Genomic DNA, 5,297 nt, shown 5'->3' with positions numbered 1-5,297 from the left:
CAAAAGGTGAAAAAAGAAGGAATTCTAGGAACAAAAATACAGTATGAAGGTCGTATAGACGAATTAAAGAATATTTTGGAAAATAGAAAGAAGGAAAGATATATAGAAACAAAAAAACCTTAGTAAGAAACAGTAGGAGGTAAACACGATTATTTTATTAGTAACCGAGAGTAAACACTAATATCCAGATATAAAATGAGAGGCAGTAAAAAGAAAGAGAATAAAACAATATTTGAAAGGTGAATTCCGTTGAAAGAACGAGAATTTCAAGAAGTAACTCAACATCTAGATAAATTATTTGAAAATTTAATAAACGAGGATATCACAGAGGAAGAATTTAACTATTTGTCTGATGAGCTTTACAAAAGACAAACCAGACTTAGATATGAGATTGAGATTGAAAATGGGATATATTACAGGAATTATTTCAGGTTTTAAAACTAGCTAACCAAAAGGACAAGGGTAGCTTTTTTTAAGAGCTAGAAAATCATATATTTTATACATACAAAAAAATAGTTAGTTATAACATAATTTGAGAAATCGATAAGCTCTTTAACTATTTAAAATAAAAGTAACCTTAAGCAAGAAAAGAGATTGTTTCTTAGAGAAAGTACTTAAACTTAATAATTAAATCAAACATTTTATTGGTTACATGGATTGTTTAAGAATGACCTAATATCATTTTAATTAAGGTTTTTTAGGTGTTTCTAAATTAAACAGCCTAAAGCTTTTTTTAGAAGAAAGGAGCTTTAACAATGACCGATCCAAAACTATTATTTAAAAATGTTACATTAGGCAATATAAAATTAAATAACCGAATAGGGGTTGCTCCAATGGCACGCACAAGCGCAACTTTCGAAGGTGTGGCAACCAATCAGATGGTATCATACTACACATCATTTGCCCGTGGAGGATTTGGACTGATTATTACGGAAGCAATTTATACTGATGATAAGCATAGTCAAGGATATTTTAATAATCCAGGTCTTATTAATGAAGAACAAACACAAGCATGGAAGAAGGTCGTGGACGCCGTCCATCAAGCAGATGCTAAAATATTTGCACAAATAATGCATGCAGGAGCCCTTTCACAAGGGAATCGTTTTACTAAAGAAACAATTGGACCATCGGCTGTGCAACCAAAAGGAAAACAAATGGAATTTTATGAAGGGAAAGGCCTGTACCGTACTCCAAGGGAAGCAACGAAAGAAGACATCGCAGAAGTAATAAATGGGTTTGTTAATGYGGCTAAATATGCAAAAGCTGCTGGATTTGATGGAGTTGAAATTCATGGAGCCAATGGTTACTTACTTGACCAGTTTCTTACTGATTATACTAATAAACGTACAGATGAATATGGTGGTTCTACTGAAAATAGAGTCCGGTTATTGGTTGAAGTTTCTAAGGCAGTTCGTGAGGCTGTTGGAGAGCATTTTACCATTGGTATTCGGATTTCACAAGGAAAGGTAAATGATTATAATCACAAGTGGGCAGGAAAAGAAAAAGATGCTGAAATCATCTTTGGCCAGTTAGGGCATGCGGGCTTTGATTTTATTCATATTACGGAGTATGAAGCATGGCAACCTGCATTTCCAAAAGTTGAAGAAACAATTGGAACCAATTCAGGTTTGGACAACAGCGATTTATCGCTTGCGGCTCTGGCAAAAAAGTATGGGGAAGTTTGCGTAATAGCAAACGGACATTTAGAGGATCCTGTTAAAGCAAAAGAAATTATTGAAAAGGAAGAAGCCGATATAATTACCTTAGGTAAAGGAGCTCTTGCTAACCATGATTGGGTCAACAAAGTCAAAAAGGGGGACCCATTGGCAAAGTTTGATGAAGAAAAAGTGCTAAGGCCAGATGTTAAAATTAAGGATTTTGAGGTATTGCTTTAATCGTTGCTATCATGAATCCGTACATACTGGACAACCCTTACAACATCTAAGGATCATGGAGGTTGATCGCCCTAGAATATGGGATTAAATCAAGCAAACGTTATAAATATCATATACAATCTTARTTAWCATAATCACTCTTCAAGGAACCAAGCAAGCGAAAAAAACCTTAGAGATAAGGGTTCTCGGAAGGGTTTTTTTATTGGATATAAAGTTTCTTATACATCTTTGGTATGACTGATTTTTCCCGTTTATCAGTTGAGAGGATAATGTATAAAAAACCTACCTTTTATACATTTGTCAGTGCACCTAACCATTAGTCCTTATAGCAAAATGTGCTATTGTTTACTTGCGGTTATATTTTGGTACTTTATAATTAGCATTCCTACTAAAAAGCTATCTCGCTTGTTAATGTCGAGATAGCTTTTTATATGTAAGTCAAGGTATAGAAATATATTTACTTTATTATCCAAATTATTTATAATTTACAAGTCGATTAGTGAGTTAATCACCACTTACTAAAAAGCTATCGCTTTCTCATGCTGAGAGAAAGCGATTGTTTTTTATTTATAAAGAGACGAATACTTATTTCGTTAAGCTTACCTTCTGTAGTTCATTCAACAATTGATCAATGGATCGGCTCACTTGAAGTGTGCGATCACTTGTTATACCTTCTTCTCGTGCTACTTGAATCATCTTCTCCCTCTCTTTTTCTATCTCTATAAGTAAAGTTTGTTGTAAAACACCTTTATACCCCTGCAATTTCTCTACCACCCACTTACTAAAAATGTTAATACATTAACTTATTTAACAATAAATGTATTCTCCTTCTATTTCAACATCCAACATCCAACATAAAAGAAGTCAGGTGTATCTTTTGTAAAATCTATTTAATAGCTCAAAATCTAGAAATACGAGGATAGATAGTTATTTTATTATTATAATTTTTATGAAAAATATATAATTATTTCCATAAATTCAGTATAATTGAATAGCTATGACGTTCACATTTCAACGAGTGTGAAATCAGAAAAGCTGCCTCATTCCCTGTTTTGAGGCAGCTTTTTAAGTTGTTCATCATTACGTAAGGTTAATTTTAATTCCACCAGACGATGCCGGTATTCTTGGCTTTGCATCTTTTTGTTGTTTGCCTGAACCTTTGTATTTTTCCATTAATTCATGAATACTTGCTACTTGGATAATCCGGATATGCTCTGAAGACACTGCATACCGAACAGGTGTAATCAAAATGACGGAAGGGAAGATCGTTGCCCGGTCTTCTGGCTGCCAGTGCAACGCTTTCCACTCATCCGAAAAGAAAAACTCCTCATAAAGATGGATTTTCTCCTGCATTTTCTGTTCAGAATACTGATTCCGTTGAATTTCAAACCAAAACGGAGAGCCTTTAAAAATACAAAAGAGGTCGGGTTCAATGCCTCCCTTTCGTCCAGTGGGCTTATCTTCAATAATGACCTGTTTAGGCATACCATACGTACACATTTGTTTATAGATTTCCAAGATAGAAAGGAAATGTAGTATTTTTTGAGAGTTCTTTTTAATCTTTGCGTCTATGGGCAAGTAAACCGTCGGAGAATACTGCTGTGTGCGTTCAATGAGTCCTAATCGATACAAACGCACCATGACACTATTACACGCATTTACAGGCGATTTCAGCTGTTTAAAGAACAGTTCCACTAATGAGTCTCGATCTACAGCCCGAAACTGATTGATAAACCCAATGATGTCTTTATCACGCTGAGATAACCGAAAGCTCATCGCTGTTCCTCCTTCTCCAATAACCCAAAGATGGATTGTGATGCAACCTCTATATCTGGCTCAGGATCATGTACCAAGGTCTTATAAGGAGAAAGTAGTTCCTTGCAAGCTCCTTCATCTAAGAAATAGGCTTGAAACTCTTTCACGCCATCAACCTTAATTTTCATGCGCCCTCTGGCTGCTGCATCGATTTCTTCGGCTCCGAGTACTCCGGCAACCTTGGCATTGGTGGCATCGGCCTGCCTTCCAGAAATCCGTACTCGTAAGTTAGCCTTTAATGCTGAGTTTAGTAAGTCAGCATCGGGGCGCTGCATCGCAATAATCGTATGAACGCCTAGCGCACGACCTTGGCTTGCGAACTGTTGAATCATCTCTACAAGATCCGTTTCTCTCTTCACTATGCTCATCTCATCTACAACCACGACAATTCGAGGTAGCTTAAAAGGAAGCCTACTGATGTGAGTCACACCATGCTCTAACAGTAAATCGCCTCGTCGATACATTTCAGCTCGTAACAAGGCAAAAGGTTTTCGCATGTCTTTCGCTTCAAAACAAAGCGCATCTAAATGCTCAATCCCATGAAACAGCCCTAAATCAGCTCGCTTGAGATCTACTAATACTAATCGCAAATCATCAGGCGATGTATATTTCACCCATGTTGTGAGGATAACGCGCATAAGACTACTCTTTCCGGCTCCAATTTCGCCAGATATCAATAAGGTTTCTAARTCGGCAAAATCCCATGAAACGGGGTTCCCATAGATATCTTGACCAATGCATACTGGAAGCTCCATTTTCTCAATATGGGGATGAATGGCTTCATACTTATAAGTAAGCATCTTAGGTAGGCTTTTGTGATGAACCGTAATATTAAAGTTCTTTAAGCTGCCATTCACTTCAATATTGCTGCCTAATACTTGCCGTAATGCCCACCTTTTTTTCGTTAAAAGCTCAGGGTCGATCCCACTCAGTAAGGAAAAAGTGTACCGCGTATAGGTGTGATGATGATCGATTTGATGAATTTTCGGAAACAGATAGGAGGTACGGTCTCCACGTTTCACCACCCGGTAAATCTCTGCCGTACGAAACGCTTTAATTAATTGGCCACGCAGTTTTAGTTTTTCAAACATAAACATTCCTCCTCAAAACATAAATGTCGCAAAAAAGTAAATCAAGGCGCTATAGAAAGTGACAGGCAAGATAAAGCGCATTACCTTTGCAAACTGATCCACAAGATCAATCACACCCCATCGTTCTAATATTCGTTCGATGAGGGCAATTCCTAAGATAATGCCACCTAGGGTCAGAATAGTGGGGTCAAGCATGGCAAATGGACTAAACGGGACAAAGGAATAAGCCCTGAAGGGACGAGGTCTTATAAGAGGTGGTTTGKGAGGTGGAGGAAAGATTTTTSGAAARGWAAACYCTTKTGTTTTTCTCATGTTGGTACCTWCTTTCATTCTTTTTATTTTTTCGCTTTTCAKGTCTCAGTTATTTCAGCTCAACSCATYCGGTCGCCCCCTTCGCCTCTYCRGCTCAGCTCCCTTACAGGTTCCACGAAGRGCTTCAMYASGSKTATACAGCTTGTATTAACGSGGTAGCGATACTGAACTAGMTACTGATTAG

At 37.1% G+C, this 5,297-nt stretch carries 5 protein-coding genes and 1 pseudogene; 3 read left to right on the top strand and 3 right to left on the bottom strand.

Translation table 11 applies throughout. The features are described 5' to 3' along the window. Window positions 1-249: 249 nt before the first annotated feature. The 3 genes and pseudogenes from AC1DRF_RS16015 to AC1DRF_RS16005 form a co-directional block, all read left to right on the top strand. Complete coding sequence (locus tag AC1DRF_RS16015; RefSeq protein ID WP_477741130.1) at window positions 250-438, top strand: hypothetical protein; 189 nt, start codon at window positions 250-252, stop codon at window positions 436-438. 317 nt (window positions 439-755) lie between these two features. Then, window positions 756-1,895, top strand: coding sequence for an NADH:flavin oxidoreductase (locus AC1DRF_RS16010; RefSeq protein ID WP_477741129.1), 1,140 nt, complete (start codon window positions 756-758; stop codon window positions 1,893-1,895). Window positions 1,896-1,902: 7 nt separating this feature from the next. After that, window positions 1,903-1,983: pseudogene (locus tag AC1DRF_RS16005) on the top strand (DinB family protein); the annotation flags it as partial. A 497-nt stretch (window positions 1,984-2,480) separates the two neighbouring features. Here AC1DRF_RS16005 and AC1DRF_RS16000 read toward each other — a convergent pair. The 3 genes from AC1DRF_RS16000 to AC1DRF_RS15990 all read right to left on the bottom strand — a co-directional run bounded on the left by AC1DRF_RS16000 (window position 2,481) and on the right by AC1DRF_RS15990 (window position 4,801). Continuing rightward, window positions 2,481-2,657, bottom strand: coding sequence for an aspartyl-phosphate phosphatase Spo0E family protein (locus AC1DRF_RS16000; protein WP_016766643.1), 177 nt, complete (start codon window positions 2,655-2,657; stop codon window positions 2,481-2,483). Window positions 2,658-2,975: 318 nt separating this feature from the next. Continuing rightward, window positions 2,976-3,671 (bottom strand): hypothetical protein, encoded by a 696-nt coding sequence (locus tag AC1DRF_RS15995; protein WP_427076928.1) that lies wholly within the window; start codon window positions 3,669-3,671, stop codon window positions 2,976-2,978. Further along, window positions 3,668-4,801: an FtsK/SpoIIIE domain-containing protein gene (locus AC1DRF_RS15990; RefSeq protein WP_477741128.1), complete on the bottom strand. Its 1,134-nt coding sequence runs from the start codon at window positions 4,799-4,801 to the stop codon at window positions 3,668-3,670. Before AC1DRF_RS15990 ends, AC1DRF_RS15995 begins: the two co-directional genes overlap by 4 nt. Window positions 4,802-5,297: the final 496 nt, after the last annotated feature.

It is taken from the genome of Priestia sp. P5_B4, assembly GCF_056400385.1.
Note: the sequence above shows the minus strand (reverse complement) of the source record. Positions and strands in the feature narration are given on the sequence as shown.